A 21024-nucleotide genomic window follows, 5' to 3' on the forward strand; every position below is an offset into this window, starting at 1 on the left:
GACCTCCAGTACCGAAACAAAAAGCCTGACCAGTCGGGTAGTTGATTGCCCTCCAGCCTGCTAACCACAGGTGCCTTTTATTAATCAACTACATCGATTAAGCCATCCGTACAGGAAAGTGTAATCGTGGTTATGGTCGGGCCGGGGTCGTTACAGATCCCACTCTTGCGAGTCAGCCGCACGATGCTGATAAAGTGCTTTGGGCTTAGGCACCTTACGTCTTCCCTGGTTCTGGATTACCATAAATCTAATCATATAATGGCATTACTGACTGAAGAGCAGCAAAACGTTGCTGTCAATGCGCTGGCCACGACGCTGGGCAAACCTGTTTCTGAGATTGAAGGCATGCTGGCAGGCGATAAACCTACCGACGTCGATAAGCTGGTTTCGGAGCGAATCAAATCGGTCCGAAAAGAAGGCGAAGATGCTGGTAAGGGAAAATTGCAAAAGGTAGCCAACGCCAAAGCCAAAGAGCTGTTTGGTACCGAAACCGCTGACGTGGAAACGATTGTCGATCTGCTAACCACAGTAAAAGACAAGTACAAGGCCCCAACTGATCCAGCATCTTTAACCGAAGAGCAGGTGAAGTCGCACACGGCGTTTCGTACGCTGGAATCGACCCTGGCTAGCGAACGGACGAAGCATGCGGAAGCGCTGGAAAAGGCAAAAAATGATGCGCTGGCAGAAGTCAATAAAGAACGACTAAACGCCAAGGCGTTGCAAGCGCTGACAGATTTCGGTGCTGTATTGTCGGATGATCCCAAACTGGCAGCGGTCCAAAAACGCATGTATTTGGAGCAATTGGAAGGGGTATCGACGAAAGAGGTTGATGGTAAACTAGAATTCTGGAAAACAGATGCCGATGGCAAGTCAACTCGGATTGAAACCGATAAGCTATTGCCAAAGTCGGAATCTGATTATCTGAAAGAACTCGTTGAAGCCATCTACACCACAAAGGTCAGTGAGCAGACTACCTCGACTGGACTGCAACAGCAGCAGGCTCAGCAGCAACAAGGGGAGAAGAAATTTAAAGGGCAGTTGCCCAAAACACAGCAGGAGTACGATGCCATTGTTCAGGATCGCGATAAATACACGATTGATCAGCGGCAGGAGGTAATCACCTACTGGAATACAAAAGATCAGAAATAACCGGTCTCACCGTTGGGGCCGGTCATCCTTTAGCCGAAGGTATCGGCCCCAACTACATGCCACAAGTAACCGGATTTTCCGCTTCACAAGTTGATCAACTTCTGATTGATCTCGAAAGTAAATGGCCAGACGCCCGTGGTAACGAGAATAACACCAATATTGTCGATACCAAAGTATTAAAAGGGATCTGGGCTGAACAAACCGCCGAATTGGAAGGGCCTTTGACCGACAACGATTCCTGTAATCCTGTCAAATTACTCTGGATGGAATCAGGTGGTACCACAATCACCGAAGGCTCGTCGACCAATCACACGGCTGTTACCTGCGAAATTGATGGCGATCAACCCGCTTCCAACAAGCAGGAAATACAAATTACGGATTACATTTCGGCTACCCTAAAAATCCCCGTTAAAGACTGTGGTAACCGGTATTCGTTCGACCAGAAGCTTCGCACCAAGCTCCAAAACACAATCATAGGCCTGGTCAATCGATTAGCGTCAAAAGTCCCGTTGGCGCTTCTGAATTTCTCAGGGGTGAATATCAATAAGGGCTTGCTAGGCACGTATGGTAAGTTAGTGGATGGGACAACCGACGATCCAACACTGACTAAAGTACCAGCAGGCAACTTCAACGCCTTCGATATCGTCCCTTACATCGCCGAGGTGGCCGAGCTTAACCGCTTTAAGAACCCAGCTGTTTTCGATGGGGGTAACCTGTTTTACCCTACCTATAATGCGCGTGGTCAGAAAAACACACCTGCGGGTGATGCTGGTCAGGAGAATCACTTTGATGATCTGCGCATTTACATGGATCGTCAGAATTTCCTTAAAAATGGGGGTGGTCTTTCTGATTCGACGTTCGTAGTTGATCGGGGTGCTGTGTACATGGCTACGGCGGCCTACGGACCCGTAAAAGAAGATGTAAACGGAAACGGTTTCTCAGAAACCCAATACCGTACTCCCTTACTAGGCTTACGCTTTCCAGATGGTCCAGAGCGAACGATTCCTGTTGAGGCAGATACCATTTTCCGTCGGGAACGCTTGCCCCTTGACAGCGATCCTAGCCGCTGCGAAGATCACTTTGTATGGGAGTTGAAAGTATAGTACATCATCCTGAAAAATCCGTTGATGTCTGTCAATGATGGGGTGAATGGTATCATTCGCCTGAAACGTGACGCATCGCTCAGTCAGATCGGAACGCCCATGCAGAAGGCGTTAGCCTAATTCTATTGCCTTAATTGCCTATTCGGTCCTGGTCTACCCATGCGACCGAATAGGCTTTTTTATACTCCTATGCTGCTCTCGTTTAGTCAACTTCTGGCTCTGGCTATTGAAATTCAGGAAGAAACCATTGATGGCGCTAACTCGGCCGATCGCGTTGGTGGATTTTTAGCGGAGCTGGTCAAACGGGCAACCATGCCCTATGATTCAACGGCGGCCTACGAGCAGGGGTCATACATATTTTTTGGTGATGCAGGGTATCGCGCGAAAGATGCTATTGGCGTTGGCGAATCCCCGTCGTCGGCTCCAGCGAAGTGGAAGATCATCACCGATGGTAGTTTTAAAACGCTGTTCGATAACGAAACGGACGCCAATAAAATCGCCGTTTTTTCGGCGCTACTATCGCTAATCGCTGGCAATCCAAGCCTAAAAGCCGCATTCAGAAATCAGATTCGGGCATTAAGTATTCCTGATTTCGTCCTGACCGGCATTCAAAACAACCAGGCAGCAATATTCAAAGTGGCCATAGATGGCACGGTTACCATTGTGCCTGCGCCGATCGACGTGGCCATCCCCGAACATGTCGGACGCTTTGGTTTAGGGCGCGGCTTTATCGCTACCGATTACACGCAGTTTGGAGCAATTGAATTCAACAATACAGACTTCTTTTCCTAATGGAAGATAAACCGCTTTTTCTCCGGATCTGGGATAACATACGCAAGGCGTTTGTTTTTTCGCCCTGGCCAATGAACCCAAATGGTCGGCCCTATATGGCGTTCATGGCGAATGTGTTATTTCAGGAGAACCCAAACCCTCAGATTTATGAAGCCATCCCTGACGGCGCAACGGGTGCTACGACTGCCGAAACGGAAGGTTTGCAGGGGGTGACCAATCAGGGCAATAGAACGGCGGATTGGATTGAAACGGGTGGCATTGCCATGGACAGCTCACCGGCACCAGTGGCGCCAACCGGATTAGCTTCGGTTTCTGAAATATCAGTACCTAATTATAATCAGGGAAATGTTATCAAGCAGCTGCTTGGGAAGATGACTTGGGCAGAAATTGCGGTAGAGTTAATCCCATACCTGAATGCAACTACGCCTTCTGATGGGCCAACCGTTGCCAATGCTATTCCAAACCAGACGGTTAATGTTGCGGGTGATGTAACTTTTGCCTTTAACGAAAACACCTTTACGGGGCTGAATCTGAATTATACCGTCACCAAAACGGATGGTTCTGCCTCGCCTTTTGCCTTTAATAGTTCATCGCGATCGTTCGTTTGGGGAGCTTCAGTGCCTAACGGCACCTATAGTCTTAAGGTTACTGCACAAGATAACCTAGGCCGTTCGATTGATACCACGTTCACGGTTACTATTGCAAGAGCTGTTGAGTTACCTAATATTCAGTCGATTATTCGGAAGTATGATCCATCATCGAAAACCGTTTACTATCAACTCAAATCGTCTTATCAAGGTAACGATATTGAGAAGTGGCCGGTTTATCGTTGCAAAAATGCATCTGAGAGTAATTGGCGTTCCGATTGGGCGGCTACGCTTGAGGCTAGTTTGTTTCAGGAATATGCCAGCGGCTACAAGGTCTATGCCTACGCGAACCTGACGGTTTCGGGTCAGGCGACGACGAACACAATCTTTCAGTTTAAGCCTTACCCAGACGCGCCCGATAGCGCCATCTTAGAGTTTCCGTATACGCTACCAAATGCGCAGGACTACGGCACAGAGGTTTATCATTACGAGCCTAGCAATGCGAAGGTAACCGAGTTTTATGCGGGGGCTATTGCTGGTCCTGAAAAATACCTTTCGTGTTATGCTGCTGGTTCTGGCATACTGAAAACCAACCTCGTTGCAACAGGGGATACACCAGTTTATGCAAATGGCCTGAAGGTTATGACCACTTCAGACGGGCCATATCCCAATGCAAACTTGTTTTCGGGTACAAAACCGTATGGGTCTCTATATGGAAACGCGGTCAATGGGTCATACAACCTAAGCATTATTGATGATGCGGGGAATACCTTAACCTACCCAATTGTAAAAACAGATTCGGGGCCCCAAGTGACACTGAAGGCTGCAACATCTGGGGGTGGTAGTGGTGATACCGGATCAGCTATTCCTATCAACACGTCGGTTGATACCTTCAATAAGTCGTTGTTTATCCCATCCATTCAATGGTCAGGTGGTAAGGCAAGGGTCGTACATACGAATAAGCCAGGATCAGGCATCTACCTGATTTCAGGACAGAATGAGATCACAGATCTACCCACAACCTACGATTACTACCCTGGTGATGAAATCGAAATCACTTACATACAGGGGGCAACGAGTTCATCGGACTTCTCATCGTGGGGGCTCAACAAAGCCCAGGTAATTATTCAATTCGGTCAAGCTCCAGCTTAATAAAACTATGCCACTTATTGATAAACCAGCCTGGCTCCAAAAGGACCAGAATAACAAAGGCGAACTGTGGGCACCCAAAGCCCAAACAAACCCGTCTGTTCCTTTTTATACGATACCCGGCGGAAAATTTCTATCGGTTAGCCCGAAAATTAACGGCTACAATCCGTTATCGATGGTTGGCAAAGGTGGTATTACCCACTTTCAGGATACGTCGGCTCCCTCCTCTATCCAACTCAACTGGATACATGCCTCGATCATGGCCAATTCGGGCAAAGGTGTTCAGACTCCCTACGGAACCCACGGATTTACGGAAGCCGACATGCAAACTGTCGTTAATTCGTTTCCAATCACCTCGTTTTCGGCGGATGAAGTAGCCGAGGGCGCTTATGGAATGCCTTTCGATTCTCCTGAAATGTTGTATTTCTATCAGGCACTTTCAGCAAAGTACTCGAACTCTTCGAGTAACCCTAACGGCGTACCTTTTCGGCACCTGGGCACCTATGGTTCGTTCGCCATTGGTCAGGCCAACTATTACGAATATTTCGCTGTTACGGGCGGTTCGCCGGTAATGCCCAACAATGCGATGTTTAAGCAATACCTGCAAACCAAGTCCAAAGCGCGGGAATTGTCAGCTTACCACTTTGCTCATTTCGCACCTTTGGGTATTGGGGCGAATATTAAGAATTACATCGACCGGCCAGACTACTGCCACATCTACTACCTCAAAAAATTTGAGATGGAGGCCCTTTGCTTTGGGTATGGTCGCGTGGGTGGGGTTGGTCCTGGGTTCATTATTTACGTGGACTGGAAGAACATCGAAGGTTTAGGCAACGCGCTACATAATGGCTATAAGCCTTCTCGTAAGGTCGACAGTCCAGATGGTTACGTCCTCAATACAGGTGATCAACATCCCCTTGTTGATTATGACATGCGGGTAGGTATGGGCTTCGTACTAGGTTTCTGCTTAGCGTCGGGTTGGTCGCAATTCAATGTGCCCAATCGATTCGGGACAAACCCACTAATCAAATCGAACGGGCAAACCTGGTCACCAACGACTCCCGGAACCACTTTTCCTGCTTCTCAGCCAGAAGCCGTTTTTGCGGACTACTATTTTGACGAAATGTTCCGGGGCGATGACGCTGGTGTAGAGGCAGGCTACTACTACAAAGAGATGGCCGCTACTGAAGGCGAAAAGTGGAAGTATGTACCGTATCGATTTGAAGGTTCGGAAACGTGGATCAATCCGCAAACGGATGAGGGAGCCGATAATGGTCCAACGACGACAATCTTGGAGCACGCATCAGCTTTTGATGGTCCGTATGCGCGTTTTGCTGGCGCTCGTCGGGGTCGGCCTGATGTGATGGCTCGTACCAAGAACACTACTGGCCACTGGTGGGCATTTGATCCTAGCCTACCTAAGGGCAAGCGGGAAAATATCATTGTGCAGTTGACGCCGGGTAAACAGGTTTCGGCCACGATTCAGGGAGGAGTACTGTCACCTAATACCGAGACGATCTAATGAATCCGTTCAGTTTTTCCGGCCTGCTCAAACTTGTTATCGCCAAGCTGACCCCTATCGCTGGCGATAAGATTATCGCGTCTGAACTTCGAGAAGTACTGAACGCGATAATCAACTCCATAGCGGCCTACCTGACGAAGTTGCAGGCGTTAGTTGATGTGAAGAACCTGAACAGCACGCCGAAAGGCCCCTGGAATGCTTTAACCAATAGCCCTGCATTAACTACCTCAGCCAGTGCAGACGGCGATTATTATGATGTAATCGTTGCAGGAACATCTAGCATCACAGGTACACCAACTGATTTTAAGCCGGGCGATCAAGCCAAGGCAAAGGGTGGGGTCTGGTATCGCATTCCTTCGTACCAGGTTGTTCCGTCAACGCGTGAGCTGTCGAGCCTCAACGTATCCCCTCGCTGGCTGGGTGAAGTAGCCACGTTAGGCGAACAGTCTTACCGAGCCGTAGCCGCTGACCCAATTGTTTGGCTGCCCGAACGCTCAGCCGGATTTCCATTTACGGATAATTCGACAGGCATCTACACAGGCGTACAACTCAGCATCAACACGATGCGACAGTTCATTATTGATCTGCAACTCAATAATACCGATCCCAATAAACTGTACTCTGTGGTCGATATTGCCCGGAACAAGCTGACCGACGGTACACCTGTTTGGCGTATTGGGATCTGGTCATCGGCACTAGATGGCACTGGCCAAGCCTTCGAATGCTGGTTTGTAACAACCGTTTCGCCTGAAGTTGGTGACTCGATTACCCTACATGATCTCACACCAACGACAGGTACGATAACTGGCAAGATTGCGGTCAATTGGTCAAGGCTAACGGATGCCACTAGCTGGTTTGGCATGTGGAATGACCAGGGTTATAAGTTAGTGCCTGAGGTGTTCGGGCGTTTGCCTCGTTGGGGCTACCTGAAGGCCTTGGAGTTCAAGACACTGAAAGACGACTACACCACTTCGAAGCCTTCGTTTTTGGTGGGTCTGGCTGATGGCGCTTTGCCGGGCGCTTACCTGCCGACGATTCAGTACAAGCACTCACGAGGAGACTCAGAGTATGCAGGTAATGGCCAGTACGGTTTTTCTGGGTTTGCGGTATACGAGCAGATGACGACACGCGTCATTATGCAGAAAATCTCGGTAAACATCTTCGGGGCGGCTGATTCGGTCGGTCAGGTTCGGGTGTATCGGAGCAGTCAGGTTTGGAACGGGAATTTTGCACAAGCAGGCTTCAACCTCATTCAGACCTTTAATCTGGGGGCTGGCGATTGGAACGATAACACAAAATTCCTTTCCGTTACGCTGACAAATCCTCTGCTCATTCTGCCTGGCGAATACATCACACTTGTGGCCTTCAAAACAGCGGGTACCCTGATTTCTTACAATAAGTGGTCAACCCAAGCTGGCTCGGCTCCGCTTCGTCACGCATTTCTCTGTACGCTCGATGCTAATCCAGCGTCAGCGACTTGGACGACTACGACTGTCGATTACGGGACGCCTTTGATAATCGAACGGCTTGACGACAGTGCCAACAAGTTTCGGCCTCGCCTGACGGTTCCTAGCAACATCTACGCAATGGTGGGGAAAGAACTCTGTCTGTATTTCGATGCGATGATCTATGCGCCTGATGCGGGACTAAAAAGCCCTGACGGTTGCACAGTAGAGGTGTTTTGCACAAAAGGTCGCTCCGATCAGCGCCGTTGGAGCTTTACGCCCGTTTCGGGTGATGTAGGTACGGCACCTATCACCATTCGGGTGCTCGATCTGGGGGGGAACGTGCTGGAAAAGATTACGAGGAACCTTGTCATAGTGGCCGCTTCGAATCCGGCCACGGCTAAGAATGCAACTTTCCTGGCTGATTCGACAATGCATGTGCCGGTACTGCCTACGACTATACAAGCCAACCTCGCAGCTCTGCCCGGAGTAGTGCCTACATTTCGTGGTTTACGAGGAACGGCTCCGGCAAAAACAGAAGCTCGTGGCGGGTATTCATATATACTCTATGCGACCTACTGGACAGTCTGGTATCGGGCTAATATCTCGGCAGGAAACGTGGTCGAAGGAGACGTCTACCAGGCACCCAACGGCATCCAAATCAAAATCGAAGAGGCTTATGTATCGCTCGGTTTTCTCCGAACCTCTCCGGTTGTTTTCGGCTCTTCGGCTCCTAACTCGGGAATCTGGACAAAGATTTCAGGGACTGGCGACGCTACGCTGACGATTAGTTCGATTGTCAACGCATCACAGAATCCATTCTGGAATCCGGCTACAGGCGCGGTTGATATTGCTTACTGGCGGGGATTGCTAGGCATGGGTTCGACAAAAATACAAGTGGCTCGTTTAAGTCTGGGCATCAATGATTGTAATCAGCCCCTTATGACAGAGGCAATGCACCAAACGAACATTGGCTATATAAAAACGATAGCGAATACATTCCTCGCTGACAATGCCGCCTGTAAAGTCATTGTCGAATTACCTACCTCATCACCTAGTACAGCAGGTGGCTGGGGTGCCACGTTCGGGGCTACCTTCTCGAAAGAAGATTTTCGGCTTAACATTCACAGATTCCGCGAACTGATTCTGTCGAACTTCGACAACGGTGTCTATAACGCTAATGTTGTAGTCGGCGGTGCGGCTCTGGGTGTCGATCGATACTGGGGATACGACCGAACAAACCTTTCCGCAGGCCCTCGCTATGCTGGTATTACTGAGGAGCAGCATACTGATGTAGCGCACCCAACCGTCTTCGGAGGATATCAGCAATGGGCTGATATGGCAACCCCTCAACTCATCGCAGTCTTAAACTAATCCTATGAAAAAGCTACTCATATTCTTGTTGTTGCCCCTTGCGGCACTCGCGCAGGTTCGGCAACCAGTTCCCCCAACTTTGAACTATCGGCAGGGGAATACGAACGAACTTGATGCTATTATTACCCGTTCGGGTATCGTTCTGACGCCCTCTAATTCGCTGACGATTACGGCGGAGATTCGAGCTTCTGAAGTTGGTCTTGTGCTGGCCAGATTGCCGATGAGTATAGGCGATTCGGCAACCGGATCGATCAAAACGATTCTGCCGAATCTCAGCCCTGGCCTATACGTGCTCGGTTGGACGCTCAAGTATGCCGGTGCTCCACCCATTTACTTCGGAGCCGCCAAACTGAATATTGTTCCAACCGGGCAACTTATCGGTATTGCCGACGCGACGGGCATAAACGTTTCGGTTAACCTGGTTAATCAGGTATTGCAATCGAATCTCGATTCAACGCCTTCCACAGCAATAGCAGCTACTTACGCAGAGCAGGCCAGAGCCGCATTTGATGCCATTCAGGGCATGTCGACAGACATTTCCTCGCAGGTCAGTAGTGTCACATTGGCAGCGTCTCAGGCCCAGACCTACAAGAACGCAGCTGCTACATCAGCGGGGCAAGCCTCGGCCTCGGCTACAGCGGCTCAGCAACAGGCTGCATTAGCCCAGACTTACTCGAACAGTACCAACACGTCGGCTACGAGTTCACAAACAGCGCTAACGGCTGCTCAACTGGCCTATGCCAACTCGTTAACAGCGTTATCAGCAGCGCAGACAGCAGCAACCAATTCGGCTACCTCGTTGACGGGCGCACAGCTAGCCTACGCGAACTCGCTTACCGCATTATCAGCGGCTCAGGCATCGGCCAACAATTCGGCAACGTCGGCCACGAATAGTCAGATAGCCCTCACGGCTGCTCAGTTGGCGTATACAAATAGTCAAACGGCACTAGCTGGAGCACAAACGGCCTATGCGAACTCGCTGACTGCCTTATCGGCGGCACAATTGGCCGCGACAAATAGCCAAACGGCTCTGACAGCTACCACGTCGGCCATGCAATCGGCTACCCTGGCCAATGCGAATAGTCAGACAGCCCTCACGGCTGCTCAGCTAGCCGCTACGAATAGTCAGACTGCCCTAACAGGGGCACAAACGGCTCTGGCGAATAGTCAAACCGCATTAGCCGGGGCACAACTGGCCTACACGAATTCCCTAACAGCCCTTTCGTCGGCTCAGACGTCAGCAACAAATAGCCAAACGGCGATGACAGCGGCTCAATTAGCTCTGACCAACAGTCAGACAGCATTGGCGGGGGCACAGCTTGCTTACACCAATTCGAGTACGGCTTTGTCTGGGGCTCAGTTAGCTTACAGTAACTCCTTGACTGCGTTATCAGCAGCCCAAACAGCAGCAACGAACAGTCAAACCGCAGCCACAGCAGCGATTACGGCGGCTCTGAACTGTACGGTCAATTTGGGCAATATCGCGACGACGGCAACGATTTCGCTGTCAGCCTGTAGCAACACCTTCGCCTATGGCACGCTAACAGGCAATACGACGCTAACGATTTCTGGCAACGCGCCGGGTAAGAGTTTGTACTTGGAACTCATACAGGGCGGGGCGGGCTCGTTTACCGCTACGTTTCCCTCGACAGTGCGATTTCCGGGAGCCGCTACAATCGACTGGAATACGACAGCAGGTTTGTATAACACGTTTTCGCTCGTTGGTCGGCCTAGTCAGGGCGGCTACGATATGACGGGATTCTACACGAAAAACTAAGATGAAAAAGCTACTAATCTTATTGTTTTTACCCCTTTCGCTATTCGCACAAGTGACGGTTAGGGGGGCTATGTCGCTGTTTACGCCCTCGTTAAACCTCGATTTTACCAAAGGCGTCATGCCTTCGGGGTTGACGTTTACGCGTAACAGTGTAGGCACCTATTTTGATGCAAGCGGGGTGATGCAGACGGCGACGGCGAATACGCCACGCTTTGATTACGACCCGGTTTCGTTGGCAATTAAGGGCTTACTTATTGAAGAAAGTAGGACTAATATACTTATCCGTAGTGCGGAACTCGATAATAGTGCAGTTTGGGGAAGATCAACGGCGGTACTAGTTACGCCGAATGCAATAAACGGGCCTGACGGTACTTTAAGTGCAGATAAGATAATTCAGACCACTATAAATGGGCGTCATACCATTGTATATCCTTCCATAACTCTAGCAGCAAGTACATCATATGTCGCAAGTATATATGTAAAGGCAGGAGAAATAAATAGGTTCTGCATGTTGGCCGATAACGGTGGTATAACTCCCTCAGCTTACTACAATACTACCTTTAATCTGACCAATGGAACAATATCTGCCGGTTCTACTGCCTTATCTTCAATTGTATCCGTTGGTAATGGGTGGTATAGATGTAGCATTGGCTTTAACTCTAATACGACTACTACTGGTTTTCAGATGAGTTACATTGTCGGCGATGGGACAGGCAATGTAACGGGTGATGGAGTTTCAGGACTATACCTCTGGGGGGCGCAGCTAGAAGCTGGAGCTTTTATAACTTCCTATATTCCAACTTTAGGCGCGGCTGTTCTACGTTCGGCTGATGTGTGTACACTACCTATAGGGTCTTGGTTTAACCAGCAGCAATCTAGTTGGTATGCTGAGTTTATGGGTGGCCGAACTAGTAACCAGGATGGTTACGGGAGAACCATAGGGGTAGTTGGTAGTAATGCGGAATTTGTATCCTCAAACGCCCCGGCTGGTAATAATATCACACTGTATCCGGGTACAGGCGGAAATGCTAGAAGTGTTAACATACCTACAACAATAGGAACGGTATTCACTTCATTTGTCAAGGCCGCATGTTCTTACGATAACACAACATTATTAGCATTTGTGACATCAAGGGGTATAAGTGCTAGTGGCGGATTAGGTGTAGCATATCCAACTATAAGTAGTTTAAGTATAGGAAGTCAGTCCTTTAATAATAATGTACTCAACGGCTACATACGTCGAATTACGTACTATCCCCGTCTAATACCAAATTCTTATCTCCAAGCTCTTACTAACTAATATGCAACTCGAACTTAACAGCGCGGAAAAGCTACGCGCGAATTGGAAGTACTTAACGCCCGAACAGATACAACAGCTTATCACCGATGGCATTGTGTCGGTTGCGATTCAGGCCGCTATCAATGCGAACGCCGATTGGCGGGTGTATACCGGGCGGGTAGATGTAGCCAGTTATTACCGGGCCTACGGCGAAAATATAGCGCCAAAAAAGGACTATACCACTGTCTTTTTAGACGCCCAGGAAACGCAAAATGTGGCTCTGTTCATCCTGCAAAGTAAGCCCGAAGTGTACGCGGCATTCTTGGCAGCAAACGACGGTGTGGCATTGGAGATTTTACCGCCTTACGTGCCAGAACCTGAAACCCCACCCAGCAATGAAGAGCCTGCTTAACTTCCTATTACTGGCGATTTCGCTAGTGTTATTTTCGGTGTTCTTCCTGATCGGCATGGCCTTCACCATCGGCTATAGTATTCGGCTCCGATCCTTCCGCAAAATGGTTGGTTACTGGTCAAATTCGGCACTGAGCATGGCACTGGTGATTGATTTACTGGGTAACGTGGTCTGTCGTGATTTTCTGAATTGGGCAATGATCAAGGGGGCTGACTGCTACGAATTCGGCAATTATAAAGAGACGATCAGTAGCGTCTTAGGCAAAAACAAAGCCCTGGGAACGCTTACTGATGCCGGTCGAGGCCTGGCTAATTTTCTTAACTGGTTGCAACCGAATCATGTCGAACTAGCTGCTGGTACTATCCTTAAAATTGACGAGTAACTATGGAACAAACGCCAAAACTCCTAGAATTCACCCGCCAAACAACCGCACACTTAGGCGCGGCAAAGGTCGGGCTGGAAGCGCTGGCCGGTGTCAGCATCACCGGCTCAGGGATCAGCGCTGCGGCAACTTATTACGGGGGCGGAAAAATTGAATTGCTTATACCGATCATTGGCTCCATGCTTGGCGGAATAAGTTTGCTGGTAAGGGCCTTGATCACCTATTACCTCAATGTGTCAGTGATCAGTAATCCCCTGAATAGCACGATTGAAGCCGTTTCCCAAACCACAACTATTTCTGAACCTGCTACTGCTTAATTTTTATGTTCCTGTTTTTGCTTCTTCAGCACGTTGCCGACCCGACCAAACCCTCAGCCGTGGCTATTTCGTCCAGTCCAGATTACATCATGCCGATGCTAGTCGGTATTCTGTCGGCTGCTGGAGGCTATCTGTTCAAAACGGTCATCGAACGTCCTAATCAAAAAGTCGAGCAATTCGAAGAGGCAAAATATAGGGGACTTCAGGAGGGGTTAGAGGCCAAACATCGAGCCCTCGAAAACAGCCTCAATGAATTCAAGTCGACTAACCAGTCGAATCTACGGGACTGGCAACACTGGCGAGAGCATCAATCAGAACGGACCACGAAACTGGAGTTGCAGGTAGAAAACATCACCAAGCAGCTGAGCGAGAAAATTGAACGCCTGGAAGATGGCGTCTCCGAAACCAAAGAGATTACCCAGGACATCCGGGAACAGTTGGCTGGCCTGAAAGTGCAACTCTCTGAAACGATAGGCAAATGGACAAAATAAAAGAGTATCTCAAAACGCACGGGCTTAGCCTGGGCTTCATGATCCTGGTGCTGGTAGCACTCGGCTTCGTCATTTCGGGTGCCATCAAACAGTTCAGGAGCAAAACGGTCTACGTGCTGCCTGATCCATCGCAGCCCGATTCGGTATTCTCCCAACCCGCTAAAACGGAGCAGTCCGCTCAGGCGCGTTGGGATTCACTTTCTAAAATTCAACCCAGATGAACACTAGAAAACTCATTGTCATCATTCTGTCGATTCTTTCGATCATGGTTTGGGCGGGTGTGCTAACCCAGGCGCAACCGTTGCCCGTTGTGCAGGACTGTTGTCAGCAGGCGATTTCCTACAAACACGATTTAGATGCGCTGACCAGCAAGTATCAGCAGACGGTAAACCTGTTGGAGCAAACCCGATCGGCTGGCAACGATCTGATTCGAGAAAAAGAATCGCGCATTCAGGCTGTTCAGAATGAGGCCAATTCGAAGCTAACCGTCGCTAGTACTAAAGAAAAAGTGATAGCATCATCGCTGACGCTGGCCACTACGCGACTGGATCTGGTCCGCTCTGAACTCGAAAACGTGCTGATGTTACCCTGGTTTGGCAACTGGGGAAAAAAGAAGGTGGCTCGGAAAATTCTTAAACAGATTACGAGCAACTAAAAAGGCCACCTGCAGCTGCAAGTGACCTTTCCACCATGTACCAAATGTTCAGTGTTTCTGATCTCTTATTACCAATACCATGCCAAATCCAATTAGTGTTACGTCCTTAATCCCCAAAGTCGTCGAAGTGGCCAAGCGATTCGTCGGCGAAAAAGAAGTAGGCAACAATGCCGGTTTCGCCGATCCTGCTTTTCAAATCGAAATGCAAAAATCTGGCTTTATGCGCGGCATGAGCTGGTGCGCCTTCTTCGTTGAAACGGTGTTTCGGGTAGCCCTGCAGGAAGAAAATCGGCTGAAACTTTGGGATAACCTAGAGCCTTTATTTTCACCGGGGGCCGTAGACACGCTGAATCGTTTTCAGAAAAAAGGCTACGATGTTCACCAGGTACCCAAAGTTGGCGATCTGGTCATTTGGCGGCATGGTGCTGGGCCTAACGGCCATATCGGTGTTGTCGTCGGAATTGGAATAGGTAAAACCTTTATAACGGTCGAGGGCAATACTACCGTAAGCGGGAAAGGAATTGTCCGGGAAGGAGATGGAGTTTGTTTGAAAAACCGTCAATATGGTATTCCTGTAACGAATAAGGTCGGGTCATTCAACCTGTTGGGCTTTGTTTCGCCAGTCAATTGAATAGGTATTGAGTAAAATAAATAAAAACGCCCGGTCGATTGAGCAGGGCGTTTTTATTTGCTATAAGATTGGTTTAGCCTTTTGTTCGCTTGTGACCAATTAGAATGGATACCGCATCTAAAGGCATGCGGGAATCATACAAGGGTTGAATCTTAAGGCCAATTTTGGTAAGTGCCCCCAATAAATATATAGCTCTGTCAGGCGCCTTTTCTTTTGAGTGAAATATTACAAATACTCCTACTTTATTTGAGGTGGTTACCGCATCCCCATTATTCGTCGGCCAATTCGCCTGTTTTAATACAGATGTGATTTCTTTTGAAAATGCAAAAGCTTCCTCATCACCTGCTTCAGCAATCAGATCAGTTTTGATTGTGGGTTCGGCTGACAGCTGTAGTAAACTTAATAGTTCTTCTTTCTGCTTATCTGATAGCATTCTAGGCTTCTCTTTCTCTCTGTCTTCTTCAATTTTTTTATTGAGTTCATATTCGGCTTTATCTCTCCTGATATTTGATTCGTTAAGTTTTATTGCCAGTTCAGCCTGTTTGTTTTTAGCCTCTGTAGCTACAACATTGGCGGATGCTGATTCAGCTTTCGCTGATTCAGCATTTTGATTCGCTATGGCGGCTTTTGCATTAGCCTCCGCAATTTTTTGATTAGCAATTTTCTCTTTAACCTCACTTAACTTGTTTCCATAATAAAAGGTCGCAATGGTTATACCAGCAGCTAATAGGACCGAAATGATATTTACAATACCCAAATTGTTAGTAAGTGATTCATATTTGGCTGACTCTGCAGCAAGTTGTGCTAATTCTTCTGGCGTCATTGTAAGAGGATTAAGGATTAGAATGCAATTAACCGCTATATCCAATCTCAAATTAAGACTTCAAATCGATTTGAGTTAACGGTAGTAAAAACGCCCATCCTGCTAGGAATGGGCGTTTTTTATTCAATAACTATCATCGTCTCCGGATCAATCGTCACTTCCCGATCAAAATCCGCCATTGCTTCATCACTACTCACATACTCTGGCCAGCCAGTTCGATTATTATACTGCTCAACAGATTCCCGTTTCGCGTACTGGGGTTTGATTTCGGTATAGCCTAATCCTTCATTTCGGATTACGTAGAAAGCGCCTGATTTGCCGACGAAGGCTGTGTATTGTTTTGCCATATAAAATTGAACCAATACTTCCCTTTTGAATGAAACGTTCGGTGCTATACTATTCCAAGAATTTCACAAATTACTAACAGCGTATTGATTTAATTATAAGGGAGTTATATTGTTTTGTCATTTGTCTGATGCTATGCATTCGTAGTATATTATTGTGATTACATATTTGATGCAGTAGTTTTGGAGCATGGTTATGCCAAAAAGAAGGCGTAACCAGAAGTTAGACTGGTTACGCCGGGTTGCTGAGGTAGTTGGACTACTGACCAGCTTGGAGGTAGCCACTCAGGGAGGAATCGATTTGGTCGTCAGAATCCTTGAGTTGCTCCACTTCTAACAAGCGCCTGGTACCTTTTGGTACTGGGCGTTTTGTTTTTAATTACGGCCCAAAGTTCAGGAGCATTATTGGAATATGCAAGATGAGCACTAGTTAAAATAGCAGTACCAATATTAGCAGTACTTAAAAAGGCAAATCATCTTCATTAGATGCTTCCTGATTAGATATCGGTTCAGGTTTAGCTCGTACTGGTTTACTAGGAACTGGAGCACCAGCGGGCACCGGATACAGCAGGTAATCATCGTATTTACTCCGTTTCAAAAAGGTCGGCCGATAATTCAGCAAATCCTTCTCCCGAACCTTATAGTCCCGTTGCAATCGCGGATCAGAAAAACCCTTATTTAGAAGAATGTAGACGGCTCCTCCCCTACCGAGTAAGACAATATGTTGTTTGGCCGTGGCTATTGTTACGCCTTAGGATAAATTATTTAAAACCTCAAAGCCATCTCTGTTGCATGCCAGAATTAAAAGCCGTTGCAACAGAATTGCAACGGCAATAAAAAATCCTTGCAAATATTTGAAAATCAAACACTTACAAGGATTAAAGCAGAGAGCGAGGGATTCGAACCCCCGGTACCCTTGCGAGTACTTCTGATTTCGAATCAGACCCATTCGACCACTCTGGCAGCTCTCTATTTGGTCGCCCAACGAATCGGAGTGCAAATATGTAGGATTGATTGTAAAAACGCAATATATAAGCCGCAAAAAAATTACCTATTCGCTCATTTCGCCACTAATCGGTTCAGCCAGAAGGGTTCGTAAACGGATTGACGCAGCTAGTCCACGGTCACTTTCGCGACCGAGTAACACCATAAGCTTAGTAATCGCGGCTTCGGTCGTAATATCAGCGCCACTGACCACGCCAATTTGCAGAAGTTGCTTGCTGGTTTGGTACTGCCCTTGTGTAACACGCCCACCTTCGCATTGCGACACATTAAAGACCAATACTCCCCGATCAATCGCTTCTCTGAGGGTATCCAAAAACCAGCTATCGGTAGGAGCATTACCTGCCCCGAAGGTTTCAAGTACTATTCCGCGCAAGTTTGGGATGTTCACAATCGATTCAACGACCGCCTGTGTAATGCCTGGAAAGAGCTTCAGAATCGTTACGTTCGAATCCAGTGCAGTTCTTATGGTAAGCGACTGGTCGGGCTGGTAAGCACGGATGAATGGGCGATTATAGTCAATACGAACGCCAGCTGTAGCCAGGTGAGGGTAATTTTCCGAGGCAAAGGCGTTAAATTGAACACTTTCCCGCTTTGTGGATCGATTACCACGTAGCAGCAGGGAGTTAAAATATACACACACCTCCGATACAACCGGGAAATGATTCCCGTCAGCATCCGTATCAATGGCGGCAGCAATTTCGAGGGCCGTAATGAAATTTTCGCGGGCATCGCTTCGGGCTACCCCAATTGGCAGTTGGGCACCCGTTAAAATAACGGGTTTGTTAAGACCAACCAGCATATAACTCAACGCCGATGCCGTATAGGCCATCGTATCGGTACCATGTAGAATCACAAAGCTCGTGTACAGATCATAGTTTGCCTGAATAATACGCGCCAATTCAACCCATACATCGGGCTTCATATTCGACGAGTCAATAATCTCGGGCAGGGTCAACAGCGTTATATCAAAGTCAAGCCGATTGAGTTCAGGTAAACGGTCAAGTACTCGCTCAAAATCGAATGGAACAAGCTGGCTGGCTTTTGTATCATAAACCATCCCAAATGTACCGCCAGTATAAATGACCAATACAGACGAACAGGAGCTTTTGACCGAGGTTGGATTAATGTGAATGGTTCTATAATTCATGCGCAAAACTGGATAATCGAAGGTTGCTCCTACTGGAACTGGAGTAATTGTGGTTTCATTTTAAGGTATGCCTTACTAATTGCCAGGAAGCAAATTGGCATATAAAGCAGGCAATAACGATAGGGCATTAGCGGTTGTATGCCGGGCAACATCATCAATGTGTACTTGCTTGAGGTTGGCAATTCGCTGGGCAATGAGTCGAATGTAAGCAGGTTCGTTGCGTTTTCCGCGATGGGGAACAGGAGCCAGATAAGGCGCGTCGGTTTCCAGAACGAGGTGTTCTAAACTAATATGAGGAAGCACCTTATCGAGTCCTCCATTTTTGAAGGTAGCTACTCCCCCAATGCCTAGCTTAAAGCCTAACTCAATGGCCCGGTTGGCTTCATCAAGGGTACCAACAAAGCAGTGAAAAATACCCGTCAAGTTTGGAAAGGCTAACTTTTCAATCAAATCGGCGGCTTCGGTAAAGGCGTTCCGTTCATGTCCAGATCGGGTATGCATCGAAACCGGCAAGTTCTGTTCGGAAGCCCAGCGCAATTGGGTTTCGAACGCCACAAACTGCTGATCTACGTAGGTCATGTCCCAGTAGAAGTCCAGCCCAATTTCGCCAACGGCCATAAAGGCCGTTTTATTCAGCTGCTCATTAACAACGGCAAGCTCCTGCTCGAACGTATCATTCACGTAAGCCGGGTGCAAACCCATCATGGGCAAACAACGATCGGGGTATTGGCCAGCAAGGTCCATCATACCAGGTATTGTTTCAGTAGCACAGTTTGGCATCCAGATTTGGCTAATCTGTTGCATCTCGGCCCGCTCAAGCATCTCTTTTTGCTCGTTAGCAAACTGCTGATCATAAATATGAGCGTGGGTATCAATTAAAATCATTGGAAGTAAGTTGTCAGCTGATAGTCAAGAGGCACAAGTTTGAGGATACGCATCCCCTAACGATTCTTGGCAATCAGCTAATTATAGGTTCGTCCTTTCCACTCAATCGTCGTGGGTAACAGGTAGAAGACGACCGATATTGGCCCGACGATGAGTTGGTAAATTTCAAAAAGCAACGCATACGGCCACAACTTGGTTTGCTTTAGGCGACTTAATCCAAACGAAAGTACCGTCGTTTGGATGAACAATTTGACCAGATACAGGCCTAAAGCCAACACGGGGGCCACAAAAGCCAGCCCGACTAACAGTGGAGCGACCAGGTATTGCAGGTATAACAGGCTAACCATCCAGATTGGTAAACTAGTTGCACCCCGCATCCATCGTTTACGCTGCTGCAGGAGAGCTGAAATAGTCTCAACAGGCTTAGTATGAGCCAAAACCCGCTCATCCAGTAAATTTCGGAATCCATAGCCTTGCCGAATGATGGCCTGAAAGAGCGCGTAATCTTCCGTTACCGAGAATGGTATCGACTCATATCCTCCAACGGCATCGTACGCTTGCCGACTCACGGCCATATTGTTGCCCATTGCCGTAATGGGAATCCCCACACTACTCACTAAATGGGTCAGCGTCAAATTATAGAGCCAGTCGATTTTTTGCAGTTTATGAAATAGTCGTGGGCCTTCGGGTAAGGTAACGCCAGTAACGACGCCTACATTTCCGTTAAACTGTCGGCTCATTTCGGCAAGCCAGCTCGGGGGAACCTGCGTGTCAGCATCGGTAAAAAACAAGATTTCTCCCTGTGTCTGGCGCACCAACTGAGCTAACACATTCGCCTTTCCCGCTAATCCAGGAACGGTTTGTGTAATAGAGATTAAGCGAAAATCAGGCTGATTGTCAGTAAAGAGTATCACGCGTTCGGCCGTTTGATCGGTAGATTGATCATCGCCAATCAACACCTCAACGGTACCGGGCCTAAACTTAAGTTGATCAATCGCCGAAAGACACTCCTGAATCGTTACCTCTTCATTACGAGCGGCAATCAGGATACTACTTGACGGTCGATTTGATACTGGCTGGCTAATATCCAGCATAAACAGGTTGGGGAACAGCCCGGAACGAATAGCCTCGTTCCGAAAAATGAGCCAGCATTCGGGGCAACACTTTTCGCATAGTAGGCCAGGCCTTCAGGCTATCATGAAACACCACAATAGAACCGGGTTTGGTGTATTGAATTGTTTTTTTTAAGCATACCTCAGCAGGCAGATTACGGTCGAAATCACCCGTAAGGACATCCCACATAACGATGGAATAATTTTCCATAACCTGAGCGGCCTGCGTCTTTTTAATACGCCCGTAGGGTGGGCGAAATAGCGACGTTTCAACCCCTAAGTGCTCCTGGCATTTTTGGATATTTTCCAGATAAACCGAGTCATCTGTTTTCCACCCATTCAGATGGTTAAACGTATGATTGCCGACCATATGCCCCGCTTCAAGTACTTTGTAAAGCATATCCCGGTGCTTACGAACGTTGTCGCCGATGCAGAAAAACGTTGCCTGAGCCGAGAATTTATCCAATTGCCCCAGCACAAACTCTGTGACCTCTGGAATAGGTCCATCGTCGAACGTCAGATAGATTGTCGGTTCGGCTTCGTCTTCAATCTTCCACCAGCATTCAGGATAGACAGTTCGAAGTAGAAAGTTTGACTTATGCAGAAAAAAAGACAAAATAGTTTACGGTTTATAGTTTACGGT

General features: G+C 48.0%; 21 protein-coding genes and 1 tRNA gene. 15 read left to right on the forward strand and 7 right to left on the reverse strand.

The features are described from left to right. Positions 1-258: 258 nt before the first annotated feature. The 15 genes from ACYVGR_RS28040 (at position 259) to ACYVGR_RS28110 (ending at position 15065) form a co-directional block, all read left to right on the forward strand. Positions 259-1149: a hypothetical protein gene (locus ACYVGR_RS28040; RefSeq protein WP_460963070.1), complete on the forward strand. Its 891-nt coding sequence runs from the start codon at positions 259-261 to the stop codon at positions 1147-1149. A 56-nt stretch (positions 1150-1205) separates the two neighbouring features. Next, on the forward strand, positions 1206-2252 hold the full coding sequence (locus tag ACYVGR_RS28045; protein ID WP_460963072.1) for a hypothetical protein: 1047 nt from the start codon (positions 1206-1208) through the stop codon (positions 2250-2252). Between the two features lie 189 nt (positions 2253-2441). Beyond that, the gene (locus tag ACYVGR_RS28050; protein WP_460963074.1) at positions 2442-3044 is read left to right on the forward strand and encodes a hypothetical protein; all 603 of its coding nucleotides are present in this window, start codon (positions 2442-2444) and stop codon (positions 3042-3044) included. After that, on the forward strand, positions 3044-4783 hold the full coding sequence (locus ACYVGR_RS28055; protein WP_460963076.1) for a hypothetical protein: 1740 nt from the start codon (positions 3044-3046) through the stop codon (positions 4781-4783). The genes ACYVGR_RS28050 and ACYVGR_RS28055 overlap by 1 nt, the downstream gene beginning before the upstream one ends. Before the next feature lie 7 nt (positions 4784-4790). Continuing rightward, on the forward strand, positions 4791-6302 hold the full coding sequence (locus tag ACYVGR_RS28060) for a hypothetical protein (protein WP_460963078.1): 1512 nt from the start codon (positions 4791-4793) through the stop codon (positions 6300-6302). Continuing rightward, the gene (locus tag ACYVGR_RS28065; protein WP_460963080.1) at positions 6302-9121 is read left to right on the forward strand and encodes a hypothetical protein; all 2820 of its coding nucleotides are present in this window, start codon (positions 6302-6304) and stop codon (positions 9119-9121) included. The genes ACYVGR_RS28060 and ACYVGR_RS28065 overlap by 1 nt, the downstream gene beginning before the upstream one ends. Before the next feature lie 4 nt (positions 9122-9125). Next, positions 9126-10898: a hypothetical protein gene (locus tag ACYVGR_RS28070; protein ID WP_460963082.1), complete on the forward strand. Its 1773-nt coding sequence runs from the start codon at positions 9126-9128 to the stop codon at positions 10896-10898. A gap of 1 nt (position 10899) precedes the next feature. Next, a complete protein-coding gene (locus ACYVGR_RS28075; protein WP_460963084.1) occupies positions 10900-12198 on the forward strand; it encodes a phage head spike fiber domain-containing protein in 1299 nt (432 codons plus the stop codon). A gap of 1 nt (position 12199) precedes the next feature. Beyond that, entirely contained in the window at positions 12200-12589 is a 390-nt protein-coding gene (locus ACYVGR_RS28080; RefSeq protein WP_460963086.1) for a hypothetical protein, read from the forward strand. Next, entirely contained in the window at positions 12573-12971 is a 399-nt protein-coding gene (locus ACYVGR_RS28085) for a hypothetical protein (RefSeq protein WP_460963087.1), read from the forward strand. Before ACYVGR_RS28080 ends, ACYVGR_RS28085 begins: the two co-directional genes overlap by 17 nt. Before the next feature lie 2 nt (positions 12972-12973). Next, positions 12974-13288 carry a hypothetical protein gene (locus ACYVGR_RS28090; protein WP_460963089.1) on the forward strand — a complete coding sequence of 105 codons (315 nt, stop codon included), beginning with the start codon at positions 12974-12976 and terminating at the stop codon, positions 13286-13288. Positions 13289-13293: 5 nt separating this feature from the next. Then, a complete protein-coding gene (locus ACYVGR_RS28095) occupies positions 13294-13779 on the forward strand; it encodes a hypothetical protein (RefSeq protein ID WP_460963090.1) in 486 nt (161 codons plus the stop codon). After that, positions 13767-14000 carry a hypothetical protein gene (locus tag ACYVGR_RS28100; RefSeq protein WP_460963092.1) on the forward strand — a complete coding sequence of 78 codons (234 nt, stop codon included), beginning with the start codon at positions 13767-13769 and terminating at the stop codon, positions 13998-14000. The genes ACYVGR_RS28095 and ACYVGR_RS28100 overlap by 13 nt, the downstream gene beginning before the upstream one ends. Beyond that, on the forward strand, positions 13997-14434 hold the full coding sequence (locus tag ACYVGR_RS28105) for a hypothetical protein (RefSeq protein WP_460963094.1): 438 nt from the start codon (positions 13997-13999) through the stop codon (positions 14432-14434). Before ACYVGR_RS28100 ends, ACYVGR_RS28105 begins: the two co-directional genes overlap by 4 nt. Positions 14435-14513: 79 nt before the next feature. Next, a complete protein-coding gene (locus ACYVGR_RS28110) occupies positions 14514-15065 on the forward strand; it encodes a CHAP domain-containing protein (RefSeq protein ID WP_460963095.1) in 552 nt (183 codons plus the stop codon). 73 nt (positions 15066-15138) lie between these two features. On the opposite strand, the gene ACYVGR_RS28115 is transcribed toward ACYVGR_RS28110, so the two are convergent. The 7 genes from ACYVGR_RS28115 to ACYVGR_RS28145 form a co-directional block, all read right to left on the reverse strand. Then, positions 15139-15888, reverse strand: a complete 750-nt coding sequence (locus ACYVGR_RS28115) for a hypothetical protein (RefSeq protein ID WP_460963097.1) — start codon at positions 15886-15888, stop codon at positions 15139-15141. A gap of 119 nt (positions 15889-16007) precedes the next feature. Then, positions 16008-16235: a hypothetical protein gene (locus ACYVGR_RS28120; RefSeq protein ID WP_460963099.1), complete on the reverse strand. Its 228-nt coding sequence runs from the start codon at positions 16233-16235 to the stop codon at positions 16008-16010. An 881-nt stretch (positions 16236-17116) separates the two neighbouring features. Then, positions 17117-17203: transfer RNA gene (locus tag ACYVGR_RS28125), tRNA-Ser, on the reverse strand. A gap of 80 nt (positions 17204-17283) precedes the next feature. After that, a complete protein-coding gene (locus ACYVGR_RS28130) occupies positions 17284-18384 on the reverse strand; it encodes an asparaginase (protein WP_460963102.1) in 1101 nt (366 codons plus the stop codon). 75 nt (positions 18385-18459) lie between these two features. Further along, entirely contained in the window at positions 18460-19269 is an 810-nt protein-coding gene (locus ACYVGR_RS28135) for a TatD family hydrolase (RefSeq protein WP_460963104.1), read from the reverse strand. Between the two features lie 77 nt (positions 19270-19346). After that, positions 19347-20363: a glycosyltransferase family 2 protein gene (locus tag ACYVGR_RS28140; protein WP_460963106.1), complete on the reverse strand. Its 1017-nt coding sequence runs from the start codon at positions 20361-20363 to the stop codon at positions 19347-19349. After that, the gene (locus ACYVGR_RS28145; RefSeq protein ID WP_460963108.1) at positions 20350-20997 is read right to left on the reverse strand and encodes a polysaccharide deacetylase family protein; all 648 of its coding nucleotides are present in this window, start codon (positions 20995-20997) and stop codon (positions 20350-20352) included. The genes ACYVGR_RS28140 and ACYVGR_RS28145 overlap by 14 nt, the downstream gene beginning before the upstream one ends. Positions 20998-21024: the final 27 nt, after the last annotated feature.

It is taken from the genome of Spirosoma litoris, from assembly GCF_054776755.1.